The following is a 26,723-nucleotide window of genomic DNA, read 5'->3' as shown; positions in this document are numbered from 1 at the left end:
GAAATATTTGAATGCCTTTAGAAAGCCGCTCGCCCCTGAGGTGCTTCATGGTTTAAGAAGCGTCTCAGAATGCCGGCTGAATAAAACCGGGCGACTTGCTCCAGAAAAGCATTAAAGTCAATGTGTGCCGAGCCATTGGCATGGTCCGATATGATACGTGCGATGGCAAAAGGTATCTCATATTCATAACATACCTGAGCGACCGAGGCTCCTTCCATTTCTACGCATAAGGCAGCGGGCAGGTCTTGTTGCAATTGCAGGGAATGGTTGATATCACTGACAAAACAGTCACCGCTGATGATAATGCCGGTATGGCATTGCGGCTTATAAAGCTTGAATGTTTCCCGGGAAGCGCTATCAACGTCTATGGCCAGGTCTTGGTAAATGTAATCCTGCGCACATTGTTGCAGCTGTGCGGAAAGGCTGCTGTCAGCATCAAAATGGCTGACGCCGAGCAAGGGCACTTCATACCGGGGGAAAAGCGGGCTTGCATTAATGTCATATTGCAATAATTGAGTGGCGACAACCACATCCCCCACCTTGACCTTTTTATTGAGACTGCCAGCAACACCGGTAAACAGTACTGCGTTGACCTTGAATTCCCGGATGAGCGTTACGGTTGTTGCTGCAGCGGCGACTTTGCCAACACGTGATAGTACAACTACACAGGGGCGACCCATGATAGTGCCCTCGTGATAATCGCGCTGGCCAATTCGATGGATGCGCACATTGGGTCCCATGGCCTGTAGAAGGCTGGCAATTTCCTGGTGCAGGGCGGCAATAATTCCGAGAACAGACATGTCTTGATGAGGGAGATTTAAACAAGCCGATATTGTAAGGCTGCACCGGCATTAATGTGTGAAAACCGTTGTTTTGCACAAAGAAGAAGGTTTGAGAATTCGTGTGGTTTTATGTCGTTCAATTTAATTGGCCTGAAGGTTAATTCATCAGGCCAATTGTCTGTTGATTATCCAATGCCTTTTTCATGTTTGGGAACCCATTTGCCGTTGGCGTCTTTCACGACTTGAATCAGCCCTTCCATGGGGTTGGTTAGCGAGCCTTCCCACATGGGTTTGGTGGCAATCCAGTGCTGCAGTGAGTGGACCTCACCGGTATCGGGGTCCATTAACATCAATTTTTGCTCTTTTTCCTTTTCCATCTCTTTTTCCTTTTCCATCTTTATCTCCTTGAGTGGTTAGACACCTAAATGGTCTGAAAAGTGATCTGAGCCAGATTTGGGTTATTGTTATTATTGTCAACGCTTGTATCAAGCATAACGTATTGTTCATCACAATACAAATATCGGTTTTATGTCCGTTGCTGCAATCGCATAATAGCGGTTGTCGTCAACAAAAAAAGCCTGTTTGTTTATGAACAGGCTTTTTTTATTTGCTTGAAGATATGAATTATTTTTTCATCATGTCGAAAAACTGATCATTGTTTTTCGTTGCGCGGATTTTATCCATAATGAATTCCATTGCTTCAACTTCATCCATTTCATGAATGAATTTACGCAGCACCCATACTTTTTGCAGGGTTTCGGGTTTCATCAGCAACTCTTCGCGACGAGTGCCCGTTTTGTTCAGGTTGATGGCCGGGTACAGGCGTTTTTCAGCCAAACGGCGCTCAAGGTGAACCTCGGAGTTACCGGTGCCTTTGAATTCTTCGTAAATCACCTCATCCATGCGACTGCCGGTTTCAATCAGGGCCGTACCAATAATGGTCAGTGAGCCACCTTCTTCAAGGTTACGTGCGGCGCCAAAGAAACGTTTGGGGCGTTGCAGGGCGTTGGCATCCACACCACCGGTCAATACTTTGCCTGAAGCGGGTACAACCGTATTGTAGGCACGGGCAAGACGGGTAATTGAGTCGAGTAAAATGACCACGTCTTTTTTCAGCTCAACCAGACGCTTGGCTTTTTCAATGACCATCTCGGCAACCTGTACGTGGCGGGTTGCAGGTTCGTCAAAGGTAGAGGCAACCACCTCACCACGAACGGTGCGTTGCATTTCGGTCACTTCTTCGGGGCGTTCATCAACCAGCAAAACGATTAAAACGGCTTCCGGGTAGTTGGCCGAAATGGAGTGCGCAATGTGCTGCATCATGACGGTTTTACCGGATTTGGGGCTGGCGACAATTAAAGCGCGCTGGCCTTTACCCATGGGGGCGAAAATATCCAGAATACGACCGGTATAGTTTTCTTCGCTTTTGATGTCGCGCTCGAAAATCATCGGTTTGTTTGGATGCAGGGGTGTGAGGTTTTCGAACATGATGCGGTGTTTCATCAGTTCTGGTGCCACACCATTCACTTTTTCAACCTTGACTAATGCAAAATAACGTTCTCCGTCTTTGGGAACGCGAACTTCACCTTCGATAGAGTCGCCAGTGTGCAGGTTGAAACGACGAATTTGCGAGGGGGAAATATAAATGTCGTCGGTGCTGGCCAGATAAGAAGTTTCTGGAGAACGCAGGAAACCAAAACCGTCGGGAAGAACCTCCAGGACACCATCACCGAAAATTTGTTCGCCTTGTTTTGCCCGTCGCTTCATGATGGCAAACATGAGTTCCTGCTTGCGAAAACGGTTTGCGTTGTCTATTTCCAGGGTGGCTGCCATTTCAAGCAGCTGCGACACATGCAGTGCCTTGAGTTCGTTAAGATGCATTATTTTTAATGAGAATAAATTAGAGAGTGAGAACATTGGCGGGCTACGGATGAGCCCGCGCGACGAATAAAATACGTTGGGTGATTTTAGATGGCGCTATCGATAAAGCTTGTAAGTTGTGCCTTGTTGACCGCACCCACTTTGGTGGCAACGGCTTCGCCATTTTTGAAAACCATCAGGGTAGGAATGCCGCGGATGCCAAATTGCGCTGCCACTTCAGGATGATCCTGAACATCTACCTTGACGACTTGCAGGCGTCCTTCGTATTCTTTGGCAACCTCTTCAAGGACAGGAGCAATGGCTTTACAGGGACCACACCAAGGGGCCCAATAGTCAACCAGTACGGGTTTGTCAGACTTGAGAACGTCAGCGTTAAAGCTGGATTCTGTCGCGTGTTTGATAGTATCGCTCATACGAATTAAATTTTATATTGGTGAAATTGTAATAGCCAAGTACACTGGCTTGGAAAATTGTTCGCTTGTTTCAGGAACACAATGTGTATTGCCACTCCTGTAAGAATAACATTTATATCTAAAGATTGTATGGAAATGCCCGAATGGCACGACAAAATCACTAATCAGACTTTAAAATGTCTGTTTTTTTGCACAGTATAGAGACTAACGTGGCGATCAAAACAAGTTATGACGAGGCTTCCATCCGGGTTCTGAAAGGTCTTGAACCTGTTCGTGAGCGACCTGGCATGTATACGCGGACTGAAAATCCGCTTCATATCATTCAGGAAGTCATTGATAATGCGGCCGATGAGGCGCTGGCCGGTTACGGAAAACATATTCAGGTTATTTTGCATGCTGATCATAGTGTGACGGTTGAAGATGACGGACGAGGTATTCCGATCGGTTTGCATCCTGAAGAAAAAGTGCCCGTGGTTGAAATTGTATTTACCCGCCTGCATGCAGGGGGCAAATTTGATAAAAAGGCCGGTGGCGCTTATGCGTTTTCAGGTGGTTTGCATGGTGTGGGGGTGTCGGTCACTAACGCACTGTCTCAGCGACTTGAAGTGCAGGTATGGCGCGACGGAAAAATCAATGAACTGGTTTTTGCCAATGGTGGTGATGTCCTGACGCCTTTGCATGTGGCGGCCGGTTCGGTGCCACGTAAAAAAACCGGTACGCGGGTTCGTGTCTGGCCAGACAATAAGTATTTTGATTCGCCCACCATTCCAGTGGCGGAGTTGGCGCATTTGCTGCGCAGCAAGGCTGTCTTGATGCCTGGTATTAAAGTGTCTTTAACCCTTGAAAAAACGGGTGAATCACGTGAGTGGCATTATGAAGACGGTCTGCAGGGATATTTGAAAGAGGCCCTGGCTGATACGGAATTGTTGATTCCCATGTTTGCGGGTAAGGAATATGCCGGAAAAAACCATGAAACCTTTGCCCCGGGGGAAGGGGCCGAATGGGTGGTGTGCTGGACAACAGAAGGTCCGGTGATTCGCGAGTCTTATGTCAACCTGATTCCTACCTCAGCCGGGGGCACCCATGAGTCGGGCCTGCGTGAGGGGCTTTTCAACGCCTTAAAGAATTTTGCCGATTTGCACAGCTTATTGCCCAAGGGGATCAAGCTGTTGCCTGAAGACGTTTTTTCCCGGGCCAGTTTTGTGTTGTCAGCCAAAGTGCTCGATCCTCAGTTTCAGGGACAAATCAAAGAACGGCTCAATAGTCGGGATGCCGTCAGGTTGGTGGGCGGTTTTTCAAAGAGTGCCCTGGAGCTGTGGTTAAACAGTAATGTTGAATATGGTAAAAAACTGGCGGAACTGGCTATTCGTCAGGCGCAGGCCCGTACCCGCTCAAACCAGAAGATAGAAAAACGCAAAAGTTCGGGTGTTGCGGTGTTGCCAGGAAAACTGACCGATTGTGAGTCACATGACAATACCCGTACCGAGGTGTTTCTGGTCGAAGGTGACTCGGCCGGTGGTTCGGCCAAAATGGGCAGGGATAAAGAATTTCAGGCGATCTTGCCCTTGCGGGGTAAAGTGTTGAATGCCTGGGAAGTGGATCGTGATCGCCTCTTTGCCAATAATGAAATTCATGATATTTCGGTGGCGATCGGTGTAGATCCCCATGGTCCCAAAGATAACCCGGATTTGTCCGGTTTGCGTTATCGTCGCATTTGCATTCTTTCCGATGCGGACGTTGACGGGTCCCATATTCAGGTTTTATTGCTGACCCTGTTTTACCGGCATTTTCCCCGTTTGGTGGAAAACGGCTTTGTGTTTATTGCCAAGCCACCGCTGTTCAGGGTGGATGTGCCTGCACAAGGCAAGCGTCCCGCCAGAAAAATTTATTGTCTTGACCAGGCCGAGCTGGATGCGGTTCAGGACAAGCTGGTGAATGCCGAAGGCGTCAAGCCGTTCGCCTTGTCAATCAGCCGTTTTAAAGGCTTGGGTGAAATGAGTCCCGAGCAGCTGTGGGAAACCACCATGAACCCGGATACCCGTCGTTTACTGCCGGTGGGCTATGGTGAACTAACGCCGGAAGAGACCAAAAAAATGTTTGAAATGCTAATGGGTAAGGGTGAGTCGTCGCAACGACGTGCCTGGATTGAAGAAAAAGGTAATCTGGCCGAATTGGATGTGTAATGAGTGAATTGGATACGATATTGAATAACGAGCCTGGTGATGATGAGACCATCACGCTGGGACATTATGCTGAACAGGCCTATCTTGATTATGCGGTTTCAGTCGTAAAAGGAAGGGCTTTGCCCGATGTGGGCGATGGACAAAAGCCCGTGCAGCGCCGTATCTTGTATGCGATGAGCGAGATGGGATTGCGTGCCGGTGCCAAGCCGGTGAAGTCGGCCCGGGTTGTGGGTGATGTGCTGGGTAAATACCATCCCCATGGTGATCAGGCAGCCTATGATGCGCTTGTACGCATGGCGCAAAGTTTTTCCCTGCGATATCCGCTGGTGGACGGGCAGGGCAATTTTGGCTCGCGCGATGGTGATGGTGCGGCCGCCATGCGTTATACCGAGGCAAGGCTGACACCTATTGCGGCCCTGTTGCTGGATGAGCTTGATGAAGGTACGGTGGATTTTGCACCTAACTATGATGGTAGTCAGCAGGAGCCACAAATGTTGCCGGCTCGCCTGCCGGTGATGCTGCTTAACGGGGCTTCGGGCATTGCGGTGGGTATGGCTACCGAAATTCCATCGCATAATTTGCGTGAGGTGGCCCAGGCCTGCGTTGCTTTGCTTAAACAGCCCAAAATCAGCAATGAAGAACTTCATGCGATTATTCCCGGGCCGGATTTCTCGGGTGGGGCACAAATCATTTCTTCCCGTGAGGAAATTGCGGCTATTTATGCCAGCGGCAAAGGTTCCCTGAAAGCGCGTGCCCGTTGGGTTTTTGAGGAAATGGCGCGTGGCCAGTGGCAATTGGTGGTCACTGAATTGCCGCCTAATGCTTCCGGGCAAAAAGTATTGGAAGAAATAGAGGAGCTGACCAATCCCAAAGTCAAGTCAGGCAAAAAGTCTTTAACAGCCGACCAGCAAAATAATAAGGCCAGCATGTTGGCCATGCTGGATGCCGTGCGTGATGAGTCGGGTAAGGATGCTGCCGTAAGGTTGGTATTCGAGCCCAAATCCTCTCGCGTGGACCGTGATGAGTTTGTGAATTTGTTGCTGGCGCATACCTGCATGGAAAGCAGCGTTCCCGTTAACCTGGTGTGTATTGGTATTGATGGCCGTCCGCGACAACGTGATTTGCGTACCATTTTGGAAGAATGGCTGGCGTTCAGGACACAAACCGTCACGCGTCGCAGCCGCCATCGCCTTGACAAGGTGCTGGATCGGATTCACGTGCTTGAAGGCAGGATGCTGGTTTACCTTAACATTGACGAGGTTGTGCAAACCATTCGTGATTCCGATGAGCCAAGAACCGCATTAATGACGCGCTTTAACCTGACCGAGCGTCAGGCCGAAGATATTCTTGAAATGCGATTGCGCCAATTGGCACGGCTTGAAGGCATCAAAATAGAGCAAGAACTGGAAGACAAACGACAGGAGCAGCTCAAGCTGCAGGACTTGCTGGATAATCCGGGTGTTCTGAAACGACTGATTATCAAAGAAATTGAAGCGGATGCCAAAAAATATGGTGACGATCGCCGAACGGTGATTGAAGAAGCTGAACGGGCGATTATTGAAACCAAAGTGGTTGATGAGCCGGTAACGGTGATTGTTTCTGAAAAAGGCTGGCTGCGTTCCCGTCAGGGGCATGGTCATGATACCAATCAATTCAATTTCAAGTCGGGCGACAAGTTGTATGCCGCCTATGAATGTCGCAGTACTGACACGCTGATTGGTGTTGGAGATAACGGTCGGGTGTACTCGGTGGCAGTGGGTAGTCTGCCTTCTGCGCGAGGCGATGGCCAGCCCATTACTTCGATGGTGGATCTTGAAAGCGGTACGCATATTATTCATATCATGGCAGGGGCCTCTGACAGTCGCTGGCTGTTGGCACAAACCGGCGGCCTTGGTTTCAGTGCCCGGATTTCCGATATGAGCAGCCGGCAAAAGGCGGGTAAACAGTTCATTACGCTTGAAAAGGGAGATGTCCTGATGCGGCCGGTTCCTTTGTTTGAAGAGGCCAAATATCTGGCCATGCTGACAAAAGGGGGGCGTTTTCTGGTTATTGAATTGGGCGAGGTCAAATCTTTGTCGGGGGGCGGACGGGGTACAATCCTGATGTCGCTGGATAAAAACGATCAGCTCGATCAATTGATTCCCATCAGTGAACAAGGGTTGACGGTTTCGGGCATCTACCGGAACAAACAGGTGGATGAAATCCTGGCCTTGGGTGATTTGCAGGAATATATAGGAAAGCGTGCCCGCAAGGGAAAACAGCTTGATGTGCGCATGAAGCAGGCGGTTCTTTTTCCGGTAATTTAACGGGAAGCAATTTTGCCGATATCTGATCGTGTCATAATTGCAGTCAGTTATGACACGATTCCTTTTATTTGAAAGATTTAAACGAATTTTGAATATATTATGAGCTTTAATATCACGGTTCACCCAAGTAACCATCAATTTATTGCCAAAGAAGGGCAAACCATTCTTGATGCAGCTCTTGAGGCTGGCATTATTCTTCCATACAGCTGTAAAAGCGGTTCCTGCGGCTCATGTAAAGGCAAGGTTCTGTCAGGCACCATAGAGCAGTCTCCTGCCGTTTCCCAGGTGGTTGGCGAAGAAGAGCGGGAACAGGGTTTAACCCTGTTCTGCCAGGCAACGGCAACCAGTCATCTTGAAATTGAAAGTCACGAAATCCGCATGGCCAGCGATATTCAGGTCAGGAAAATGCCTGTTCGAGTGGTAGATATGGAAAAAGTGGCCGATGATGTCATGGTACTGAAATTGCAAATGCCTGCCGCTGAGCCATTTCTTTACTATGCCGGCCAATATGTGGAATTCATTCTTAAGGATGGACGTCGTCGCAGTTATTCCATGGCTTCTGCCCCTAACGGTAACGAGCCGGTAGAGTTGCATATCCGTCATATGCCGGGTGGCGTATTTACCGATCATGTTTTTGGTGCTGGTGAAACACAAATGAAGGTGCGTGAGATTTTGCGTGCGGAAGGTCCGCTGGGCTCGTTCTTTTTGCGTGAAGACTCGGACAAACCCATTGTGTTTGTAGTAAGTGGAACCGGTTTTGCGCCTGTAAAAGCCATGATGGAAGTCATTATTGAAAAGGGCATTACCCGACCCGTAACTCTGTATTGGGGCGGCCGCAGACCCAAAGACTTGTACATGAGCGAACTGGTTAGCCAGTGGGAAGCGCAGTTACCATTCTTTACCTTTGTGCCGGTTATTTCAGACGCCTTGCCCGAAGACAACTGGACAGGCCGGACAGGGTTTGTACACAAGGCCATTATCGAGGATTTCCCTGATTTGTCATCGCATCAGGTTTATGCCTGTGGTGCGCCAATCATGGTCAGCAGTGCGCGCAAGGAATTTGTGGCCAATTGCAGTCTTCCCGAAAACGAGTTTTATGCCGACTCGTTCACTTCCGAAGCCGATGTGGCCCGGCTGGATGCGGCCAAGGCCTGATTCTTGGCCTGAAACCACCTTCCCGTCACGCTGCGTTTTTGTCCGTCCGTAAATGTCGCAGCTTGTCGGGTGGTGTCCTGCGTTGCATGATGATTGGGTTTCGTAACTTGAGTCAGGTTAATCATGGCAGGAATAATTCGTCCTTTTGCCTGTGTGCTGGTGGCAGGCATGCTCACGGGCTGTGCAACACAACCCGAATGGTTGGTCCGTAAACGTCTTTATCCCCAATGGGAAGTATCCAATCGCAGTGTTAACCAATATTCCTTTGATTGGTCTTTAAGCGGCGATCCCGAGATTGCACCTTTGCAGGTTTTTAGCACGGGCAATGAAATATGGTTGCAATTTGAGCCAGAGGCCGCCATACCGGCAATCTTTGCCGTTCAGGCCAAAGGCGAGAAACCCTTGCCTTATTATCGCAATGATCCTTACATTATTATCAAGGGAAACTGGGCTGAGCTGTCCTTAAGGGCGGGAAACCGGGTGGTGCGGGCACGTCACTGGCAAGAAAACAACATCCAATAAACCTGTCTTTAGAATGTGAGCAGGCGTTTTTATGTGGCCTTGGAGGGGGCATTTAGCATGCTCAAGTGTCAAAAATGCACTTATTTGCTAAACACCCCTTATAATTGGCGGTTAAATCAAATTTATTCAGCCACTTTTACACGATGAAATCAGCAGAAATAAGACAAAAGTTTCTACAGTTCTTTGAGTCTAAAGGCCACACCATTGTTCCATCTTCGTCATTGGTGCCCGGAAATGATCCAACCCTGTTGTTTACCAACTCAGGCATGGTGCAATTCAAGGATGTCTTTACCGGTAAAGAAACCCGTCCGTACAAACGGGCAACCTCTTCACAGCGATGCCTGCGTGCAGGTGGCAAGCATAATGACCTTGAAAATGTGGGTTATACCGCTCGCCATCACACCTTCTTTGAAATGCTTGGCAATTTCAGCTTTGGTGACTACTTCAAACGGGAAGCCATCAAGAACGCATGGGAACTGCTTACGCAGGTTTACCATCTGCCTGCTGAAAAGCTTTGGGTAACGGTTTATCATGAAGATGACGAGGCGTATGAAATCTGGAACAAAGAGGTAGGTGTTCCGGTAGAGCGAATCATTCGTATTGGCGACAACAAGGGCGCGCGCTATGCGTCCGACAACTTCTGGCAAATGGCCGATACTGGTCCTTGTGGACCCTGCTCGGAAATTTTCTATGATCATGGTCCCGATGTCTGGGGTGGCCCACCGGGCTCTCCCGAGGAAGACGGGGATCGTTATATCGAAATCTGGAACCTGGTGTTCATGCAGTTCGATCGCGATGCGGCCGGTGTCATGCATCCGCTGCCTCGTCCTTGTGTGGATACCGGTATGGGCCTGGAGCGTGTTTCTGCTGTTTTGCAGCATGTGCATTCCAACTATCAAATCGATCTGTTCCAGAACCTGATCAAGGCGGCTGCCCGTGAAACGGGTGTGGCCGATCTTGAGAACAACTCCCTTAAAGTCATTGCCGATCATATTCGTGCCTGCAGTTTCATGATTGTTGATGGTGTTATTCCCGGCAATGAAGGCCGTGGTTATGTATTGCGTCGCATTATTCGCCGTGCATTGCGTCATGGTTATCAATTGGGTCAGGCCAAGCCGTTCTTCCATAAACTGGTGGCCGACCTGGTCAAGGAAATGGGCGAAGCCTATCCAGAACTGGTCCAGCATCAGGAGCGTGTAACCCAGGTGCTTAAGCAAGAAGAGGAGCGCTTCCAGGAAACCCTTGAAAAAGGCATGAAAATCCTGGACGCCGAATTGGAATCCACAGCTAAAGGTGGCGCCCTTAATGGTGAAACGGCCTTTACGCTTTATGATACCTTTGGTTTTCCCTTTGACCTGACGGCAGATATTTGTCGTGAGCGGGGCTATGAGGTGGATGAGCGGGGCTATGAAGAGGCCATGAATCGTCAGCGTGAAATGGCCAGGGCAAGTGGCAAGTTCAAAATGGCGCAGGCCTTGAGCTATTCTGGTGAGCAAACCCGTTTTGAGGGGTATGAGCATTTGCAAACCAATGCCAAGGTGCTGGCTGTTTATGTGGATGGCGCATTGGTTGAGTCTGCTGCCGAAGGGCAGGATGCTGTTATTGTCCTTGATAACACGCCATTCTATGCGGAATCGGGTGGCCAGGTGGGTGATACCGGCATTCTGGCCGGTTTTGGCAGTCAATTCAATGTTCATGACACCCAAAAAATCCAATCCAATGTTTTTGGTCATCATGGTACCGTTACCTTGGGAACGATCAAGACCGGTGATCTGCTTGATGCGCATGTCGATGTCGAGCGTCGCCAGCGCACCATGCGCAATCACTCGGTGACTCATCTCATGCATAAGGCGTTGCGTCAGGTGCTGGGCGAACACGTGCAGCAGCGCGGTTCTTTGGTGGATCCTGATAAAACCCGTTTTGACTTTGCGCATGATGCACCTGTTACCGCCGAAGAAATCAGCCGGGTGGAAGATATTGTCAATGCTGAAATCCTTAACAATACTGACGTTACCGCGCAGCTGATGTCTTTTGATGATGCTGTGGCTGGTGGTGCGATGGCCCTGTTTGGCGAGAAGTATGGTGACGAGGTTCGTGTGCTGGACATTGGCTTTTCCCGTGAGTTGTGTGGGGGTACTCATGTGCATCGTACCGGTGATATCGGTCTGTTCAAGATTGTGTCCGAGGGCGGTGTGGCAGCGGGGATTCGTCGAATCGAGGCCATTACCGGCAGCAATGCACTGGCCTGGGTTCGTAACCTTAACAAATCGGTTCAGCAAGCAGCGGCTCACCTGAAGGCTAATCCAGCCGAACTGGTTGAAAAGGCCCGTCAGGCACAAGAACATATCCGTTCTCTTGAAAAAGAGGTGGATCAGCTCAAGGCCAAAGTCGCTTCCGCAGCCAGTGCCGATCTGTCATCCCAGGCGGTGGATGTGAATGGTATCAAGGTGTTGGCGGCAGTCATTAAAGGGGCTGACCCTAAATCACTGCGCGGTATGATTGATCAGCTGAAAGACAAGCTGAAGACTGCGGTGATTGTGCTGGCGGCAGAGGCCGATGGCAAAATCAGTGTTGCGGCCGGTGTCACGGCCGATACTACCGGTAAAGTCAAGGCTGGCGATCTGGTGTCTCATGTTTCCACGCAAATCGGAGGCAAAGGCGGTGGCCGCCCCGATATGGCAATGGGTGGCGGTACCGACCTTCAGGCTTTGGATGCTGCGATTGCCGGAGTTCGTGCCTGGGTTGAGGCCAAAGTATAAACATGTCTGAGAAATATTCTTATGTTTTGGAGGTGGATACCAGTGGTTTGGTTTGTCCACTTCCAATCCTTAAGGCTAAAAAGGCTCTGGCTACCATAGAAAGTGGACAGGTCCTGAAGGTCATTACGACTGATAAAAATGCCATTAAGGATTTCCAGGCTTTTGCGACCCAGACCAAAAATGAGCTGGTGGCCCAAGAGGTTCTTGATGCCAGCGCGGTGCATTACCTTAAACGAAGATAGTGTATGTTGCCTATATGTCAAAAGCGGGGTGTTAGTCTCTTGCTTTTGACTGGCTTTATAAATTAAGATTGCATTCTGTCTTCATCTGTTGATATAATCACTCGTTTCATATTTATTTAATTTTACAAGAAAGGACTACCTATGGTGGTGATTCGTCTAGCCCGTGGTGGCTCAAAAAAACGCCCATTTTACAACATTGTTGCCGCTGATTCACGCAATCGTCGTGATGGTCGCTTCATCGAGCGCGTTGGTTTTTACAATCCTGTTGCCAAAGAAGGTGCAGAGGCCCTGCGTATCGAACTTGATCGTTTGAACCACTGGGTTGGTAATGGTGCGCAACTGTCACCTGTTGTACAGCGTTTGGTTAAAGAGTTTTCTGCCAAAGCAGCTGCCTGATAGTTTTTCTGTCAGACAAAATGATTCGACCGTTTGCGATGGCTGGCGGTCGTTTTGTTTTTTGTGAGCTGGCTTCTGTTTTTTTGCGTAAATGGGTGTGGTGGGTTAATGGCAACTCCAGATGATCTAGTAGAACTGGGCCGTATTGTATCGGCTTATGGTGTGCGTGGCATGGTGAAGGTTCAGCCGCATTCCGCCCAGGAAAGCATTTTGCTTAATGTAAAAGAATGGTGGCTGGCCCGTTTTTCCCGAACGGGTGTGCAGCAAGAACCGTATCGTCTTGTCAGTGTTTCACGTGCTCGTGAACATGGGGGTGCTATTGTGGCACTTCTTGCGGGGTGCGATGACAGGGATCAGGCCGAGGCACTTAAGGGAACCTCTATCTTTGTGTCACGTGCGTGTTTTCCAAGCGCGTCAGATGATGAGTTTTATTGGGTTGATTTGATTGGCTGTTCTGTTTACAGTACGGCCGATGCCCCTGAACCCGTTTTATTGGGCCTTGTGCAGGACGTTTCCGATAATGGCGCGCATGCCGTGCTTCATATTGGCAGACAAGGTATTGATGAGCAGGGTAATCCGGTTTTCCTGAAAGATGACAAGGGTCGGGTAAAAGAACTCCTGGTGCCGTTTGTGCAGGCGCATGTGCCGTTTGTGGATATCAAGCAAAAGCGAATCGAGACAGATTGGCCGGTAGATTTTTGATGCGAATTGATGTCATTACCCTGTTTCCCGAAATTTTCTCCGTGGTCCGTGACCTGGGGGTAACGGGAAGGGCGCACCGGCAGGCTATCTGGCAACTTAAAACGTGGAATCCCCGTGTTTATACTTCGGATATTCACCAGACGGTTGATGATCGTCCTTACGGTGGGGGGCCTGGCATGGTCATGCTGGCCGAGCCATTAAAAAGGGCGGTACAGGATATCCGTCAGGATCGTCAGCAGGAAAATGCCTCGCCTGCAAAAGTGGTTCTGCTTAGTCCAACTGGCAAACCCTTTAATCAGCATAAGGCCCAGGAGTTGGCAAATTCGGGTGGTGTTACCTTTGTTTGCGGACGTTATGAGGGGATAGACCAGCGTTTTATCGATCATTATGTCGATGAGGAAATTTCACTGGGTGATTTTGTCCTGTCAGGTGGGGAAATCGCGGCCTTGGCCATGATTGATGCAGCGGTCAGGTTATTGCCGTCAGTGCTCAATGATGCGGCCTCGGCTTTGCAGGATTCTTTTCATGAGTCTTTGTCCGGCCTGCTTGATAGTCCGCACTATACGCGTCCCGAGGTGTTCGAGGGTGAGTCGGTTCCCGATATCTTGTTGTCGGGACATCATAAGAATATATCCACCTGGCGTCGTCAGATGTCTCTTAAGCTGACGCTTGAGCGTCGTCCTGAGCTGATTGTCCAGGCAAGACGTCAAGGCTTGTTAAGCCCTGATGATGAAAAGTTTTTAAAGACGCTTTCAGGTAAATAGTGTAAGTTATTGCTTTGTTTATTTTGAAAATTAGGTATTGCTTTGGTTCCCTTTTCTATCCTGGATTTATCACCGATCAATCAAAAAGAGACGGTGGGCGATGCACTTCGAAATTCTTTGTTGCTGGCAAAAAAAGCCGAAGAATGTGGTTTTACACGTTTTTGGCTTGCCGAGCACCATAATATACCGGGTATCGCCAGTTCTGCCACTGCGGTGGCTGTTGGCTATATAGCTGCCGGAACCAGTCACATTCGCGTCGGGTCGGGTGGTGTCATGTTGCCTAATCATTCACCCCTGATTATTGCGGAACAATTTGGCACTTTGGCTTCTTTGTATCCTGACCGGATTGATTTGGGGCTGGGCAGGGCGCCAGGCACGGATATGAATACAGCCCGGGCGCTGCGACGGGATTTGCAGGCCAGTGCGGAAAATTTCCCGCAAGATGTTCAGGAGCTTCAGTATTATTTTCGCCAGCCCGAAGAGGGGCAGCAAATAGTGGCGGTTCCTGCGGCAGGTGTTCGGGTGCCGGTGTGGTTGCTGGGGTCCAGTTTATACAGTGCGCAATTGGCGGCTTATCTGGGTTTGCCTTTTTCTTTTGCGTCACACTTTGCGCCTGCCGATCTGATGAATGCCTTGTCAGTTTACCGTTCTTCATTCAGGCCTTCGGCTTATCTTGACAAGCCCTATGCAAGTGCCTGTGTGAATGTTGTGGCGGCATCCACCGATGAGCTTGCCCGGTACTACTTTACCTCTCATCAGATGGCATCAGTGCAGCTTCTGAGAAATGTCCCCGGAAAACTTCAGCCGCCGGTTGAAAATCTGGATGATCATGTTTCGCCAGCAGAGCGTCTCAGTGTTGAGCGCAAGCTTGCTTACTCCATGGTGGGCAGCCCACAAACAGTAGCTCATGGGATTTCAAGGTTTGTGGAAATGACGGGTGTGGATGAGTTGATGATGACGGCGCGGATTTATGATGTCGAGGCAAGACTCAAATCGATCGAGTTGGTTAGTGCGGTCTTTTGAGCGGGCATTGTGCTGCTGTTTTCTTAAGGCTTATTTAATTTTGTCAAATATCTATTTTCACTTGATTTTAAAGTGTGTATGATTTAAGAAAATTGCTTGTAAAATTTGTCGTTCTTTAACTTGTTGTTTTTTAAGGCAAAAAATATTTTTAAAAAATGCTCACTTATTGAGCATGATTAAAAATAGCTTGCCATTACTGGGGTTTTCCCTCAAACTATAGGGCTATGGTTACTAAAGTACTTTTCGTCTGTATGGGCAATATCTGTCGCTCGCCGAGTGCCGAGGGGGTATTGCGTCGTCTCGTCCAAGAGGCAGGCCTGCAAAACTCAATTCAGGTTGATTCGGCAGGTACTCATAACTACCATATTGGTGATGCGCCCGATGGTCGAGCACAACTGGCAGCCCGCAAGCGTGGCTATGATATTTCCCAGCACCGCGCCCGTCAGGTTACGGTAGAGGATTTTACCGAATATGATCTGATTCTGGCCATGGACTGGGATAATCTTTCCTACATGCAGCAAATCTGTCCCAAGCCCCTGCGACATAAACTCATGCTGTTAATGCGTTTCGCCAATGATTACGAAGAAGCAACCGTGCCTGATCCTTATTACGGTGGTCTGGACGGTTTCTTCAAAATGCTGGATTACCTTGAAGATGCCTGCCAGGGGGTTTTTGAGATAGTCAGCAAGCGTGTCAAACAATATCAAGCTGCATAATCCCTTTAAAATCTGACTTTTGCACAAATATGACAATATTTGTGCAAAATTTCCTGTATCAATAATAAATCCTAGTAAATTAGTCGACTATTTGATATACTTGAGTAAATTACTCGGCTATTGTGGCAAGGAATTTATTATGCGATTAACTACGAAAGGTCGATTTGCTGTCACGGCAATGATTGATCTGGCCTTACGCCAGAACAGCGGCCCCATAACTTTATCAACAGTCAGCGAAAGACAAAATATTTCTCTTTCATATCTTGAACAGCTGTTCGGGAAGTTGCGTCGTCACGAGTTGGTGGAAAGTATTCGTGGACCAGGCGGTGGTTATATTCTGGCCCGATTCGCAAGAGAAATTACAATCGCCGATATTATTTTTGCTGTGGATGAACCCTTGGATGCGACCAGTTGTGGCAATAAATCCGAGTGTTCCTCTGGTAAAGACGGACATTTATCAGGGAAATGCATGACACACGATCTCTGGACTAACCTGAACCGAAAAATGGTTGATTACCTGGATTCAGTAACGCTTCAGGATTTAGTCGACCAGCAGCGTATGCGTCAGTTGAACCAGGCACCGCAAACAAGCAGTGTCATGATGCAAAGAAAAACCGATTCCCTGTCTTCCGTCATTGTATAAATTTTGGAGTTTGATGTTATGGCAAAGCGCCCGATATATTTAGATTATTCCGCCACGACCCCGGTCGATCCCGAAGTTGTGGAAAAAATGGTGCCCTGGTTATATGAGCATTTTGGTAATCCGGCTTCACGTAGCCATGCTTTTGGCTGGGAAGCGGAAGAAGCCGTTGAAAATGCCCGTAAACAGGTGGCTGAGCTGGTCAACGCAGACCCAAGGGAAATTGTCTGGACGTCGGGTGCTACTGAATCAAACAACCTTGCGATCAAAGGTGCCGCTCATTTCTATGCAGAGCGTGGCAAGCACATCATCACGATCAAAACCGAACACAAGGCCGTCCTGGATACGACACGTGAACTGGAGCGTCAGGGTTTTGAAGTTACTTATCTTGACGTTCAGGAAAATGGTCTGATTGATCTTGACGTGCTGAAAGCGGCTATTCGTCCCGACACCATCCTGATTTCCGTCATGTTTGTAAATAATGAAATTGGTGTTGTACAGGATATTGCCTCAATTGGTGAGCTATGCCGTGAAAAAGGTATCGTGTTTCACGTTGATGCGGCCCAGGCAACCGGTAAAGTAGATATCGATCTGCAAACGCTCAAGGTTGATCTGATGTCGTTCTCGGCCCACAAGACATATGGTCCCAAAGGTATTGGTGCCTTGTATATCCGTCGTAAACCACGTATCCGCATCGAAGCGCAAATGCACGGTGGCGGTCATGAGCGCGGTTTCCGTTCGGGTACCCTGGCAACTCACCAGATTGTGGGCATGGGAGAGGCTTTCCATTTGGCTAAATTGCATATGCAGGAAGAAAACGAACGTATTCGCGCATTGCGTGACCGTTTGTGGAATGGCCTGTCAGAAATTGAAGAGGTCTACCTGAATGGCGATATGGATCAGCGTGTGCCTCACAACCTGAATGTCAGCTTCAACTATGTGGAAGGTGAGTCCCTGATTATGGCCATCAAGGAATTGGCGGTCTCAAGTGGATCAGCCTGTACCTCTGCCAGTCTGGAGCCTTCTTATGTATTGCGAGCACTGGGCAGGAACGATGAATTGGCACACAGCTCAATCCGTTTCACCATTGGCCGTTTTACCACCGAAGAAGAAATTGATTTCGCTGTTGAACTGATCAAATCACGCGTAGGCAAACTGCGTGACATGTCTCCCTTGTGGGAAATGGCCAAAGAGGGCATTGATCTTGATACGGTTCAATGGGCCGCTCACTAATTTAAAGCAGGAGTATTATCATGGCTTACAGTAATAAAGTTTTAGACCACTATGAAAACCCGCGTAACGTTGGTTCTTTTGACAAAGACGATGATGCGGTGGGTACCGGCATGGTAGGTGCACCTGCCTGTGGTGACGTAATGAAACTGCAAATCAAGGTTAATAAAGAAGGTGTTATTGAAGATGCCAAATTTAAAACCTATGGTTGTGGCTCTGCCATTGCTTCCAGTTCACTGGTCACCGAATGGGTCAAAGGCAAAACGCTGGATCAGGCATTGGATATTCGCAATACCCAAATTGCCGAAGAGCTTGCCTTGCCACCGGTAAAAATTCACTGTTCAATTCTGGCTGAGGATGCGATCAAGGCAGCCGTCCAGGATTACAAGGAAAAACATACGAGCTGATTATGGCAATTACATTAACTCAAAAAGCGGCAAATCACATTCAGGACTACCTGAATAGACGAGGCAAGGGCGTTGGCTTGCGCCTGGGTGTGAGAACGACAGGTTGTTCAGGCATGGCATACAAGCTTGAGTATGTCGATACACCTGATGATAGCGACGTTCTGTTCGAGAGTTTTGGTGTGAAAATTTTTGTCGATCCGAAAAGTCTTGCTTATATTGACGGCACCGAACTGGATTACGCGCGTGAGGGTTTGAATGAAGGCTTCAAGTTTTCAAACCCCAACGAGAAAGCCAGCTGCGGTTGCGGTGAATCATTCACAGTATAGGTGGAATTTCTTTGGATAATCATTTCAGTTTATTGAATTTACCCAAGCAGTTCGACCTTTCTCAGGAGGCCCTGGAACAGGCCTGGAAACAGGCTTCGTCCAGGGTTCATCCTGATCGTTTTGCCACGGCATCGGCGGCTGAAAAAAGGGTTGCTGTGCAGTGGGCAGCGCGTGTGAACGATGCCTACCAAACCCTGAAAAATCCTTTAAGCAGGGCTGCTTACATGTGTGAGCTTGCAGGTTTTCCCATTGAGGCAGAAAGCAATACGGCAATGGGGACGGAATTTCTGATGACCCAGATGCAGTGGCGCGAGCAGCTTGATGATGTTCGTAACGATTCACAGCGTCATGGGTTGGATGCGCTCCTGCTGGAAATTCAGGCAAAACAGCTTGAACTGTTTGATGAAATGAAACATTTAATCGATGCCCGACAAGATTATGCCGGCGCGACCAAAAGGGTTCGCGAATGGATGTTTGTCAATAAAATGCATCAGGAAGTTAAGGCACTGTAAACTTTAACTTATTAATTACGAAGTACAATATGGCCCTCTTACAAATTTCAGAACCTGGCGCTTCACCCGCACCCCACCAACGTCGTCTGGCGGTTGGTATAGACTTGGGTACAACCCATTCTCTGGTTGCTTCGGTACGCAACAGTGTTGCCGATATCCTGACCGATAAAAACGGAAAAAAACTTCTGCCTTCTGTGGTGCGTTATCTGCAAAACGGTGATGTTGAAATTGGTTATCCTGCAGTTAAAAAGCAGGATTCAGATCCGCTGAACACCATTGTTTCTGTCAAGCGTCTGATGGGCCGTTCATTTGATGAAGCCTCGACATACGCACTACCTTATACGCTTATCGATGAACCTGGAATGGTTCGTCTTGGAACGGTTCAGGGACCGGTAAGCCCCGTCGAGGTTTCAGCGCAAATTCTGGCCAAATTGCGTCAGCAGGCAGAAGATGTGCTGGGTGACGAATTGGTGGGTGCAGTCATTACCGTACCGGCTTATTTTGATGATGCCCAGCGTCAGGCTACCCGTGATGCCGCGCGTTTGGCCGGTCTTAACGTGTTGCGGCTGATCAATGAGCCCACTGCAGCCGCCATTGCTTATGGCCTGGATAACGCCGCTGAAGGTATTTATGCGGTCTATGATCTGGGTGGTGGCACCTTTGATATCTCCATCCTCAAGCTCAGCAAGGGTGTGTTCGAGGTTATCGCCACCAGTGGCGATACGCAATTGGGGGGTGATGACTTTGATGAGCTGATCATCAACGATGTCATGAAGCATCATGATAAAAGCAAGCTCACTGCTGGTGACAAGCGGGCCTTGCGTACCCTGGCCAAGCAAGTACGTGAAAAACTCACCGATCATTCACGTGCCGTTTTTCAGATATCCCTGTCTGATGGCTTGCACATCGACCAGAATTTCCCCCGCAATCATTTTGAGAATATTGCCAAAGACCTGGTAAATCGTTCATTGGATCGGATCAAGCAAACCTTGAAAGATGCCTCACTCGATGTGAAGGATATCAAGGGGGTTGTCATGGTGGGCGGTGCTACCCGCATGCCGGTGATTCGCAACATGGTGGCTGATTTCTTTAAACAGGAACCTTTGATCAACCTGAACCCTGATGAAGTGGTGGCCCTGGGTGCCGCATTGCAGGCCAATTTACTGGCAGGCAATCGTGGTGCCGATGATGACTGGTTGTTGCTTGATGTCACGCCGCTGTCATTGGGTCTTGAAACCATGGGTGGTCTGGTGGAAAAAGTGATTCCGCGAAACAGTACCATTCCTGTTGCCCGCGCCCAGGAGTTCACGACATTCAAAGACGGTCAAACCGCCATGAGCATACATGTGGTTCAGGGGGAACGTGAGCTGGTTGATCATTGCCGTTCATTGGCGCGTTTCGAATTGCGCGGTATTCCGTCCATGGTGGCGGGTGCCGCACGTATCCGGGTAACCTTTCAGGTTGATGCGGATGGCCTGCTTAGCGTGACTGCCCGTGAGCAAAGCACCGGTATAGAAGCGGCAGTAACTGTTAAACCTTCGTATGGTTTGTCTGATGATGAGATTTCCTTAATGCTGCAGGACAGTATTGAAAAATCTGATGAAGATGCCAAAATGCGCATGCATCGTGAACAGCAGGTTGAAGTCCGCCAATTGGTGGAGTCCATTGAGGCGGCGATCGAAAAAGATGGAGATTTGTTGCAGGTTGATGAACTGGCACATATTCAGCGTTTGTTGGCTGAAGCCGTAAAGTGCTCAGAGAGTGGCGCAACCGATGATATTCGTGAGGCCGTACAAGCTTTGTCCCAGGCGACTGATGATTTCGCGGCCCGCCGCATGGATCGCAGTATTCGTCAGGCGCTTTCAGGTAAAACCTTAGATCAAATAGCATAATTGGAAAATAAATGCCCAAGATAACCATATTGCCACATGAGTCACTGTGCCCAGAGGGGGCCGTGATTGAAAATGCTCCTGTGGGGGAGTCCATTTGCCGTGTTTTGTTGGACAATCATATTGAAATTGAACATGCCTGTGAACTGTCATGTGCCTGTACGACTTGTCACGTTGTGATCAAGGAAGGCTTTTCTTCTTTGGAAGAGGCGACCGATGATGAAGAGGATTTGCTGGATAGGGCGTGGGGATTGAAATCCACCTCCCGATTGTCTTGCCAGGCTAAAATAGCCAATAACGATCTTGTCATCGAGATTCCGAAGTATACAATCAACCACGCCAAAGAGAATCACTAGATATTAGCAAGGAAGCAGTGTGAAAAGCATGAAATCAACGATTGGAATAATTGGGGGGGTCGTGCTTTTTTTCATGTCTGGCCTTTCTCTGGCCAGCAGTTACATCAAGGATAAATTGCATCATCCGGTTCCAGGAGGAATTGCAGTCGTCAGTCTTGGCGAACATCAGCAATCGCCCAGCGTTCATTACCGCAACAAGCCGGTAATGGTAGTGGCCAATGGCAATACGTCCGAGTATCTGGCTATTGTTGGTATTCCGCTTAAAAGCAAATCGGGCCAGCACCAGCTTCAGCTTAAAACATCAAACCGTTCACAACAGGTGCCGTTTCAGGTCCAGGCAAAGAAATATAAAGAGCAGCATATCAAGTTGCAGTCCAATAAATATGTCACGCCTTCCGAAGAGCATCTGGCCCGCATCAAGCGTGAATTGGCAGCCCAAACCAATGCTTACGCCAATTTCAGGCCGGGCAGTCCCAGCAATGTCATTCTTGACCGTCCTGTAGAAGGTGGTCGCTACTCCAGTCCGTTTGGACTGCGCCGTTTCTTTAATGGACAAGAGCGTAATCCTCATTCCGGGCTGGATATTGCCGTGCCGGCCGGTACGCCTGTCAAAGCCCCGGCCGATGGGGTAGTGACTATCGTGGATGATTATTATTTCAATGGTAAAACAGTTTTTATTGATCACGGGCAGGGCATGGTCACCATGTATTGTCATCTTTCAAGCATTGATGTCAAAAAAGGACAAACCATTAAAAGAGGCGAGCAGCTTGGAAAGGTGGGCACAACAGGCCGCTCTACCGGTCCGCATTTACACTGGAACGTAAGTCTTAATGATACCCGGGTGGATCCGGCCATTTTCGTGGGTGCCTTTCAGCCGTAAATATTATTTCAGGTGTGGATGAAATAAGCCATCTCATTTGCCCTGAGTAATTGTAATGAATCCATTAAAGATGAAACATTAATCATTTTTGCTTGTGTTCTATTGTAAAAAATAAGACAATAAGAATGATTCGCATTTATTTGTGCGAAAATAATGTCTCACAGCACATGCTTTCAGTGAAACCATGTTGCCGATTTTCTTGTTGTATTTTGGTCTGATAAAGAAATCTCATGTGCTGTGATGTGGATTTGTATCACTGGTGAACACATGAAATCGTTTTTTCTTAAGTCTTTTGTCTGTTTGGCAAGCGCCGCTTTTTCATTGGTGCATGCCACTGAAGTGGAAACTGCCCGAGGTACCGTCAAGGTTCCTGATTCGCTTGAATCGTTGGCTGTATATGATATTGCCGCGCTGGATAGCTTGAAAGCTTTGGGTATTCAGCCCAAAGGCGTCATCAAGGATGTCTATGTGGACTACCTGGCTGATATGTCTGAAAAAGCGGATGTACATATTGGCACTGTCAAAGACCCTGATCTTGAAGCTTTAAGTGGCATGGGGCCTGACTTGATTGTGGTTGGTGGCCGCATGGCCCCCAATTATGACGTACTTTCCAAAGTGGGTACAACGCTGGACATGACCCTGAATGGCAAGGAAGCGTTTAAACAAGGATTTGAGCGTATCGCCACGTATGGAAAAATCTTCAAGAAAGAAAAAGAGGCGGCCACATTAATCGCCAATCTTGAAAATGCCCTGAAGCAGGCACAGGAAGCGGTCAAAGGCAAGGGCAAGGCCCTGATGATTATGGTCAATGGTCCAAAAATTGCCTCGTTTGGCGCTGAGTCACGGTTTGGCTATTTGTTTAATGAGATTGGCATTGAGCCGGCTGATTTGAATAAAAATGATGCGAACCATGGTCAACCGGTTTCATTTGAATTTATACAAAAACTCAATCCGGACTGGATTATTGTCATGGATCGTACCTCTGCCATTAATGCCAAAGGTGAGAATGCCAAAGTGGTGCTGGACAATCCCTTGTTGAAAAACACAACCGCTTTTAGCAAGAACCAGGTCATTTATCTGGATGCTTCTTCATATCTTGCTTCCGGCGGTTATCATCAACTGATGGCTGAACTCGAGTTGCTGACCCAAGCCTTCAAGGGTAGTAAATAAATTCCTGAATCTTCAGCATGAAAATAAAAATTCTTGTACTGGCCACTATTTTTTTTCTGGTGGTGGCCAGTTTGTTTGTTGGCGTCAGTGATGTTAGCCTGGGATCATTATTCAATGATCCGCAGGCATTAAACGTTTTCCTCACCAGCCGTTTTCCCCGTACCCTGGCTATTATCCTTACCGGGGCATCCATGTCCATTGCCGGTCTGATCATGCAAATGATCATGAAAAACCGCTTTGTTGAGCCGTCTATGGTAGGGACCACGCAAAGCGCAACACTGGGGCTTATTGCCGTTACTTTACTGTATCCCGGTGCTTCGCTGATGTTTAAAATGCTCGTCTCCTGTATCACGGCTCTGATCGGTTTATATGGGTTCATGCTGATAGCCCGTCGTTTGCCGCCTACTGCGTACCTGATGGTACCGCTGCTGGGTATCATTTATGGTGGTGTAATTGGAGCGGTGGCTACATTCATTGCCTTTGAAATGGATATGATGCAGTTTCTGGCAGCCTGGATCAACGGTGATTTTTCCAGTGTACTGGCAGGGCGTTATGAACTGTTGTGGCTAACCGGTATTCTGGGTGTGATTGCCTATCTATTCGCCAACCAGTTTACGATTGCCGGCCTTGGCAAGGAAATGAGCACCAATCTGGGTTTGGATTATGGCACCATTGTTTCTATTGGTTTGGGTATTGTGGCCATTATTACAGCGATTGTGGTTGTCACGGTGGGTGCTATTCCCTTTATTGGTCTGGTGGTTCCCAACATTATCAGCCGCCTGATGGGCGATAATCTGCGCGTTACCTTGCCATGGATTGCCATTATGGGGGCAGGCCTTGTTCTGGCCTGTGATTTAATCGGGCGTCTGGCCAATTACCCGTATGAAATTCCGGTAGGCACCATTATTGGTATTGTGGGCACCCTGGTTTTCCTTTATCTGCTATTTGTAAAGCCCGCTCATGTACGCTAAAAAACTAATCATAATGTCATGTGGCCTGCTTGTATCCATGGTCTTGTTCATGACGGTTAACAGTTCGGGCAACTGGGATTTTGTGCTGCCTTTTCGTGGCGGCAAACTGCTTGCCTTGTTGCTGGTTGCTTATGCCATTTCCATTTCCACGGTATTGTTCCAGACACTCACGGCCAATCGTATATTAACGCCTTATATAATGGGATTTGACTCCCTGTATTTATTAATTCAAAGTGCGCTGGTGCTGTTGCTCGGCGGGCTTGGCTACGCCATGCTCGACCCTTCGTTTAAGTTCTCGATTGAAATCGGCATTATGCTGATCGCCTCCCTGTTGATATTTTCTTCATTGCTTTTTAGCAATACGGGAGACTTATATCGCATGATTCTTGTTGGAGTCATTTTAGGGGTGCTGTTTCGCAGCCTGGCCAGTTTTATCCAGCGGATTATTGATCCCGATGATTTTGCCGTGGTGCAAAATGCCAGCTTTGCCCAATTCAATGTGGTGAACACCTCATTGCTGCAAATCAGTTTGGTGCTTATTGTGGGAGTCAGTTTTGTGATCTGGCGCTTGCGACACATTCTGGATGTCATGGCATTGGGCCGGGAGCATGCCATTAATCTGGGTATTTCTTACCGTCGCTGCAATATGCTTGTTTTATTCCTGATTGCCATTTTGGTGTCGGTGTCCACTGCCCTGGTGGGCCCGGTGAGTTTTTTCGGTTTGCTGGTATCGGGTATTACCTATGTGTTAATGAAAACGCACCGTCATGCAATATTAATACCGGCTGCTTTCCTGGTGGGTGCTTTGTGTTTGGTGTCAGGACAAATGCTGTTTGAGCATGTGTTGGGCATGAAAGCCGTGCTAAGCGTGGTGGTTGAGTTTCTGGGCGGGATTGTATTTCTGGTATTCCTCTTGAAGAGAAAGGCATTATGATTGTATTGGATCAGGTCAGTTATCAGGTGGGCCGTTTACCTATTCTGAAAAACATATGTGCAACGATTGAAAAAGGGGGCATTACCGCTTTGGTTGGTCCTAACGGGGCAGGCAAATCCACCTTGCTATCGTTGATGGCGCGCTTGACTCCCCTGAAAGCTGGCCGTATCAGTTTTGACGGGATAAACTTGTCCAAAACACCCAATAGTGAGATTGCCAAAAAATTGGCTATTATGCGGCAGGACAATAGTATCACCAGCCGCATTACCGTGCGGGAACTGTTAATGTTTGGACGATTTCCCTATCATAAAGGCAACCCGGGCCAAGAGGATCATGAAATTGTGGAACAAACCCTGAAGCAGTTTAATCTGGCAGAGCTGGCATCACGGTTTGTGGCGGATTTATCGGGAGGACAACGGCAACGTGCTTTAGTGGCGATGGTGTTTTGCCAGTCGACCGATTACCTGCTACTGGATGAGCCCTTGAATAATCTGGATATGTTCCATGCCCGTCATTTAATGGGTTTGTTGCGTCAGATTGCCGATGAGTACAAGCGGACGATTATTATTGTATTGCACGACATCAATTATGCTTCGGCCTATGCCGATAGCATCATGGGCATGAAGCAGGGCGAATTGGTGCTGCACGGAAAGCCAAATGATGTTATAACACCTCAAAACCTGCAGCGTTTGTTTGGTGTGGATGCCAAAATTGTACCAGTTCAGAATCATAAGCTGGTTATGCATTACGTATAAGGGTGCTGCAACCTTTTGGTGTGGAAAACCGCGTGAATCGATTTTTAAATTCAATAATAGTGGAAAAATATAATAAATGATGAAAATCTGGGTGGATGCTGATGCCTGTCCCGTTGTTATCAAACAAATTCTGTTTCGGGCAGCCAAGCGCTGGGAAATCCATACAACCCTGGTGGCGAATCAGATGTTAATGGTACCGCCTTCTGTTTTTATTCAGGCCCGACAGGTGCCCAAAGGGTTTGATGTGGCAGATGCCTATATTGTTGCTCAGGCACAGGCAGGTGACTTGGTGATCACGGCCGATATCCCGTTGGCCGCCGAAGTCATTGATAAAAAAGCAACCGCCTTGAATCCGCGCGGTGAGCTGTATTCACCAGAAAATATTCGGGAAAGGTTGGCGATTCGCGACATGATGGAAGAATTGCGTAGCAGTGGCATTGAAACCGGTGGGCCTAAAGCCTTTAACCACGCAGACCAGAAAGCATTTGCCAATCAGCTGGATAAACTGCTGGCCCGTTATGTGGCACAGAAAAATGCCAAACCATGAAGCTGGTTTTTTTTAATGCTTCAATAAATATTTTGTGTATAAAAAATGCCTGCATTGTTTAATTAATGCAGGCATTTTCCTATCAACAGTAAGCGTTCGGCCATCTCATCTTGACAGCGGTTTTCTTTAACCTGTTTTTTTTACATCGCTGTCTGTGGTTGCCAATTATGCGGCAACAGTTCAGCAATACGGCTGGCGGGCTGAGTGGGCAAGCGTGTGAGTACATCCTTCAAATAGGCATACGGATCATGCCCATTGAGCT

Annotated in this window: 29 protein-coding genes; 24 read left to right on the top strand and 5 right to left on the bottom strand. The window is 48.3% G+C overall.

What is annotated here, in order from left to right; translation table 11 throughout:
* Nucleotides 1–17: 17 nt before the first annotated feature.
* The 4 genes from KU392_RS13385 to trxA form a co-directional block, all read right to left on the bottom strand.
* On the bottom strand, nt 18–800 hold the full coding sequence (locus tag KU392_RS13385) for a 5'-methylthioadenosine/adenosylhomocysteine nucleosidase (RefSeq protein WP_169294322.1): 783 nt from the start codon (nt 798–800) through the stop codon (nt 18–20).
* A 167-nt stretch (nt 801–967) separates the two neighbouring features.
* Complete coding sequence (locus KU392_RS13380; protein WP_217735541.1) at nt 968–1,177, bottom strand: hypothetical protein; 210 nt, start codon at nt 1,175–1,177, stop codon at nt 968–970.
* Between the two features lie 229 nt (nt 1,178–1,406).
* Entirely contained in the window at nt 1,407–2,663 is a 1,257-nt protein-coding gene (rho, locus tag KU392_RS13375; RefSeq protein WP_169294324.1) for a transcription termination factor Rho, read from the bottom strand.
* An 86-nt stretch (nt 2,664–2,749) separates the two neighbouring features.
* Nucleotides 2,750–3,076, bottom strand: a complete 327-nt coding sequence (gene trxA, locus KU392_RS13370; RefSeq protein ID WP_169294325.1) for a thioredoxin TrxA — start codon at nt 3,074–3,076, stop codon at nt 2,750–2,752.
* Nucleotides 3,077–3,285: 209 nt separating this feature from the next.
* Here trxA and parE point away from each other — a divergent pair, with 209 nt between their 5' ends.
* The 24 genes from parE (at nt 3,286) to KU392_RS13250 (ending at nt 26,461) form a co-directional block, all read left to right on the top strand.
* Complete coding sequence (gene parE, locus KU392_RS13365) at nt 3,286–5,259, top strand: DNA topoisomerase IV subunit B (RefSeq protein ID WP_287812398.1); 1,974 nt, start codon at nt 3,286–3,288, stop codon at nt 5,257–5,259.
* A complete protein-coding gene (parC, locus tag KU392_RS13360; protein WP_169294327.1) occupies nt 5,259–7,565 on the top strand; it encodes a DNA topoisomerase IV subunit A in 2,307 nt (768 codons plus the stop codon). Before parE ends, parC begins: the two co-directional genes overlap by 1 nt.
* A 99-nt stretch (nt 7,566–7,664) precedes the next feature.
* Nucleotides 7,665–8,720, top strand: a complete 1,056-nt coding sequence (locus tag KU392_RS13355; protein WP_217735540.1) for a CDP-6-deoxy-delta-3,4-glucoseen reductase — start codon at nt 7,665–7,667, stop codon at nt 8,718–8,720.
* A 123-nt stretch (nt 8,721–8,843) separates the two neighbouring features.
* Nucleotides 8,844–9,242: a TrbG/VirB9 family P-type conjugative transfer protein gene (locus tag KU392_RS13350; protein WP_246587482.1), complete on the top strand. Its 399-nt coding sequence runs from the start codon at nt 8,844–8,846 to the stop codon at nt 9,240–9,242.
* Between the two features lie 143 nt (nt 9,243–9,385).
* A complete protein-coding gene (gene alaS, locus KU392_RS13345; RefSeq protein ID WP_217735539.1) occupies nt 9,386–12,001 on the top strand; it encodes an alanine--tRNA ligase in 2,616 nt (871 codons plus the stop codon).
* Nucleotides 12,002–12,003: 2 nt separating this feature from the next.
* Nucleotides 12,004–12,243 carry a sulfurtransferase TusA family protein gene (locus tag KU392_RS13340; protein WP_169294330.1) on the top strand — a complete coding sequence of 80 codons (240 nt, stop codon included), beginning with the start codon at nt 12,004–12,006 and terminating at the stop codon, nt 12,241–12,243.
* Nucleotides 12,244–12,384: 141 nt separating this feature from the next.
* Nucleotides 12,385–12,639: a 30S ribosomal protein S16 gene (gene rpsP / locus KU392_RS13335; RefSeq protein WP_169294331.1), complete on the top strand. Its 255-nt coding sequence runs from the start codon at nt 12,385–12,387 to the stop codon at nt 12,637–12,639.
* A gap of 108 nt (nt 12,640–12,747) precedes the next feature.
* On the top strand, nt 12,748–13,341 hold the full coding sequence (rimM, locus tag KU392_RS13330; RefSeq protein WP_169294332.1) for a ribosome maturation factor RimM: 594 nt from the start codon (nt 12,748–12,750) through the stop codon (nt 13,339–13,341).
* Nucleotides 13,341–14,105 (top strand): tRNA (guanosine(37)-N1)-methyltransferase TrmD, encoded by a 765-nt coding sequence (trmD, locus tag KU392_RS13325; protein ID WP_169294691.1) that lies wholly within the window; start codon nt 13,341–13,343, stop codon nt 14,103–14,105. The genes rimM and trmD overlap by 1 nt, the downstream gene beginning before the upstream one ends.
* A gap of 42 nt (nt 14,106–14,147) precedes the next feature.
* Nucleotides 14,148–15,128 (top strand): LLM class flavin-dependent oxidoreductase, encoded by a 981-nt coding sequence (locus KU392_RS13320; RefSeq protein ID WP_169294333.1) that lies wholly within the window; start codon nt 14,148–14,150, stop codon nt 15,126–15,128.
* A 224-nt stretch (nt 15,129–15,352) separates the two neighbouring features.
* The gene (locus KU392_RS13315) at nt 15,353–15,844 is read left to right on the top strand and encodes a low molecular weight protein-tyrosine-phosphatase (RefSeq protein WP_169294334.1); all 492 of its coding nucleotides are present in this window, start codon (nt 15,353–15,355) and stop codon (nt 15,842–15,844) included.
* Nucleotides 15,845–15,983: 139 nt separating this feature from the next.
* On the top strand, nt 15,984–16,487 hold the full coding sequence (locus tag KU392_RS13310; protein WP_169294335.1) for a Fe-S cluster assembly transcription factor: 504 nt from the start codon (nt 15,984–15,986) through the stop codon (nt 16,485–16,487).
* Between the two features lie 18 nt (nt 16,488–16,505).
* Nucleotides 16,506–17,717, top strand: coding sequence for an IscS subfamily cysteine desulfurase (locus tag KU392_RS13305; protein ID WP_169294336.1), 1,212 nt, complete (start codon nt 16,506–16,508; stop codon nt 17,715–17,717).
* 20 nt (nt 17,718–17,737) lie between these two features.
* Nucleotides 17,738–18,121: a Fe-S cluster assembly scaffold IscU gene (gene iscU / locus KU392_RS13300; RefSeq protein ID WP_169294337.1), complete on the top strand. Its 384-nt coding sequence runs from the start codon at nt 17,738–17,740 to the stop codon at nt 18,119–18,121.
* A 2-nt stretch (nt 18,122–18,123) separates the two neighbouring features.
* A complete protein-coding gene (gene iscA / locus KU392_RS13295; RefSeq protein ID WP_169294338.1) occupies nt 18,124–18,447 on the top strand; it encodes an iron-sulfur cluster assembly protein IscA in 324 nt (107 codons plus the stop codon).
* 5 nt (nt 18,448–18,452) lie between these two features.
* Nucleotides 18,453–18,959 carry a Fe-S protein assembly co-chaperone HscB gene (gene hscB, locus KU392_RS13290; RefSeq protein ID WP_169294692.1) on the top strand — a complete coding sequence of 169 codons (507 nt, stop codon included), beginning with the start codon at nt 18,453–18,455 and terminating at the stop codon, nt 18,957–18,959.
* Nucleotides 18,960–18,988: 29 nt separating this feature from the next.
* Nucleotides 18,989–20,851, top strand: a complete 1,863-nt coding sequence (gene hscA, locus KU392_RS13285; RefSeq protein ID WP_169294339.1) for a Fe-S protein assembly chaperone HscA — start codon at nt 18,989–18,991, stop codon at nt 20,849–20,851.
* A gap of 11 nt (nt 20,852–20,862) precedes the next feature.
* Nucleotides 20,863–21,204 (top strand): ISC system 2Fe-2S type ferredoxin, encoded by a 342-nt coding sequence (gene fdx, locus KU392_RS13280; RefSeq protein ID WP_169294340.1) that lies wholly within the window; start codon nt 20,863–20,865, stop codon nt 21,202–21,204.
* Between the two features lie 73 nt (nt 21,205–21,277).
* Nucleotides 21,278–22,084: a peptidoglycan DD-metalloendopeptidase family protein gene (locus tag KU392_RS13275; RefSeq protein ID WP_169294341.1), complete on the top strand. Its 807-nt coding sequence runs from the start codon at nt 21,278–21,280 to the stop codon at nt 22,082–22,084.
* A gap of 267 nt (nt 22,085–22,351) precedes the next feature.
* The gene (locus tag KU392_RS13270) at nt 22,352–23,254 is read left to right on the top strand and encodes a siderophore ABC transporter substrate-binding protein (protein ID WP_169294342.1); all 903 of its coding nucleotides are present in this window, start codon (nt 22,352–22,354) and stop codon (nt 23,252–23,254) included.
* A gap of 17 nt (nt 23,255–23,271) precedes the next feature.
* Nucleotides 23,272–24,225 (top strand): ABC transporter permease, encoded by a 954-nt coding sequence (locus tag KU392_RS13265; protein ID WP_169294343.1) that lies wholly within the window; start codon nt 23,272–23,274, stop codon nt 24,223–24,225.
* A 49-nt stretch (nt 24,226–24,274) separates the two neighbouring features.
* Nucleotides 24,275–25,159 carry an iron chelate uptake ABC transporter family permease subunit gene (locus KU392_RS13260; RefSeq protein WP_217735538.1) on the top strand — a complete coding sequence of 295 codons (885 nt, stop codon included), beginning with the start codon at nt 24,275–24,277 and terminating at the stop codon, nt 25,157–25,159.
* Nucleotides 25,156–25,914, top strand: coding sequence for an iron ABC transporter ATP-binding protein (locus KU392_RS13255; protein WP_217735537.1), 759 nt, complete (start codon nt 25,156–25,158; stop codon nt 25,912–25,914). The genes KU392_RS13260 and KU392_RS13255 overlap by 4 nt, the downstream gene beginning before the upstream one ends.
* A gap of 79 nt (nt 25,915–25,993) precedes the next feature.
* Nucleotides 25,994–26,461, top strand: a complete 468-nt coding sequence (locus KU392_RS13250) for a YaiI/YqxD family protein (RefSeq protein WP_169294693.1) — start codon at nt 25,994–25,996, stop codon at nt 26,459–26,461.
* Between the two features lie 140 nt (nt 26,462–26,601).
* Here KU392_RS13250 and KU392_RS13245 read toward each other — a convergent pair.
* A partial coding sequence (locus tag KU392_RS13245) for a transposase domain-containing protein (RefSeq protein WP_217735121.1) occupies nt 26,602–26,723 on the bottom strand: 122 nt, incomplete at its 5' end.

The organism is Advenella alkanexedens (genome assembly GCF_019132845.1).
Classification (GTDB): domain Bacteria; phylum Pseudomonadota; class Gammaproteobacteria; order Burkholderiales; family Burkholderiaceae_B; genus Advenella; species Advenella alkanexedens.
Note: the sequence above shows the minus strand (reverse complement) of the source record. Positions and strands in the feature narration are given on the sequence as shown.

Coding starts and splice junctions, on each gene's coding strand:
- KU392_RS13385 (WP_169294322.1), bottom strand. CDS start 800: ATGTCTGTTCTCGGAATTATTGCCGCCCTGCACCAGGAAATTGCCAGC.
- KU392_RS13380 (WP_217735541.1), bottom strand. CDS start 1,177: ATGGAAAAGGAAAAAGAGATGGAAAAGGAAAAAGAGCAAAAATTGATG.
- rho (WP_169294324.1), bottom strand. CDS start 2,663: ATGCATCTTAACGAACTCAAGGCACTGCATGTGTCGCAGCTGCTTGAA.
- trxA (WP_169294325.1), bottom strand. CDS start 3,076: ATGAGCGATACTATCAAACACGCGACAGAATCCAGCTTTAACGCTGAC.
- parC (WP_169294327.1), top strand. CDS start 5,259: ATGAGTGAATTGGATACGATATTGAATAACGAGCCTGGTGATGATGAG.
- KU392_RS13355 (WP_217735540.1), top strand. CDS start 7,665: ATGAGCTTTAATATCACGGTTCACCCAAGTAACCATCAATTTATTGCC.
- KU392_RS13350 (WP_246587482.1), top strand. CDS start 8,844: ATGGCAGGAATAATTCGTCCTTTTGCCTGTGTGCTGGTGGCAGGCATG.
- alaS (WP_217735539.1), top strand. CDS start 9,386: ATGAAATCAGCAGAAATAAGACAAAAGTTTCTACAGTTCTTTGAGTCT.
- KU392_RS13340 (WP_169294330.1), top strand. CDS start 12,004: ATGTCTGAGAAATATTCTTATGTTTTGGAGGTGGATACCAGTGGTTTG.
- rpsP (WP_169294331.1), top strand. CDS start 12,385: ATGGTGGTGATTCGTCTAGCCCGTGGTGGCTCAAAAAAACGCCCATTT.
- rimM (WP_169294332.1), top strand. CDS start 12,748: ATGGCAACTCCAGATGATCTAGTAGAACTGGGCCGTATTGTATCGGCT.
- trmD (WP_169294691.1), top strand. CDS start 13,341: ATGCGAATTGATGTCATTACCCTGTTTCCCGAAATTTTCTCCGTGGTC.
- KU392_RS13315 (WP_169294334.1), top strand. CDS start 15,353: ATGGTTACTAAAGTACTTTTCGTCTGTATGGGCAATATCTGTCGCTCG.
- KU392_RS13310 (WP_169294335.1), top strand. CDS start 15,984: ATGCGATTAACTACGAAAGGTCGATTTGCTGTCACGGCAATGATTGAT.
- KU392_RS13305 (WP_169294336.1), top strand. CDS start 16,506: ATGGCAAAGCGCCCGATATATTTAGATTATTCCGCCACGACCCCGGTC.
- iscU (WP_169294337.1), top strand. CDS start 17,738: ATGGCTTACAGTAATAAAGTTTTAGACCACTATGAAAACCCGCGTAAC.
- iscA (WP_169294338.1), top strand. CDS start 18,124: ATGGCAATTACATTAACTCAAAAAGCGGCAAATCACATTCAGGACTAC.
- hscA (WP_169294339.1), top strand. CDS start 18,989: ATGGCCCTCTTACAAATTTCAGAACCTGGCGCTTCACCCGCACCCCAC.
- fdx (WP_169294340.1), top strand. CDS start 20,863: ATGCCCAAGATAACCATATTGCCACATGAGTCACTGTGCCCAGAGGGG.
- KU392_RS13275 (WP_169294341.1), top strand. CDS start 21,278: ATGTCTGGCCTTTCTCTGGCCAGCAGTTACATCAAGGATAAATTGCAT.
- KU392_RS13270 (WP_169294342.1), top strand. CDS start 22,352: ATGAAATCGTTTTTTCTTAAGTCTTTTGTCTGTTTGGCAAGCGCCGCT.
- KU392_RS13265 (WP_169294343.1), top strand. CDS start 23,272: ATGAAAATAAAAATTCTTGTACTGGCCACTATTTTTTTTCTGGTGGTG.
- KU392_RS13260 (WP_217735538.1), top strand. CDS start 24,275: ATGACGGTTAACAGTTCGGGCAACTGGGATTTTGTGCTGCCTTTTCGT.
- KU392_RS13255 (WP_217735537.1), top strand. CDS start 25,156: ATGATTGTATTGGATCAGGTCAGTTATCAGGTGGGCCGTTTACCTATT.
- KU392_RS13250 (WP_169294693.1), top strand. CDS start 25,994: ATGAAAATCTGGGTGGATGCTGATGCCTGTCCCGTTGTTATCAAACAA.